The sequence below is a fragment of the Bacillus cereus group sp. BfR-BA-01355 genome, assembly GCF_022663675.1.
GTDB classification, from domain to species: domain Bacteria; phylum Bacillota; class Bacilli; order Bacillales; family Bacillaceae_G; genus Bacillus_A; species Bacillus_A thuringiensis_S.
Window position 1 is genome coordinate 1 of the sequence record NZ_JAKUFY010000497.1, and the last position, 220, is coordinate 220.

Sequence of the window (220 nt, forward strand, 5' to 3'; positions counted from 1 at the left end):
TGAAGGCATATTCCTTCAAAACTAGATAACATTTGCTACATATTATATGGTTAAGTCCTCGATCTATTAGTATTCGTCAGCTCCACATGTCACCATGCTTCCACCTCGCACCTATCAACCTGATCATCTTTCAGGGATCTTACTAGCTTACGCTATGGGAAATCTCATCTTGAGGGGGGCTTCATGCTTAGATGCTTTCAGCACTTATCCCTTCCGCACA

General features: G+C 42.7%; 1 rRNA gene. It reads right to left on the reverse strand.

Annotation, left to right across the window (positions count from 1 at the left end):
* Nucleotides 1-46 precede the first annotated feature (46 nt).
* Nucleotides 47-220, reverse strand: a 23S ribosomal RNA gene (locus MR167_RS32635); the annotation flags it as partial.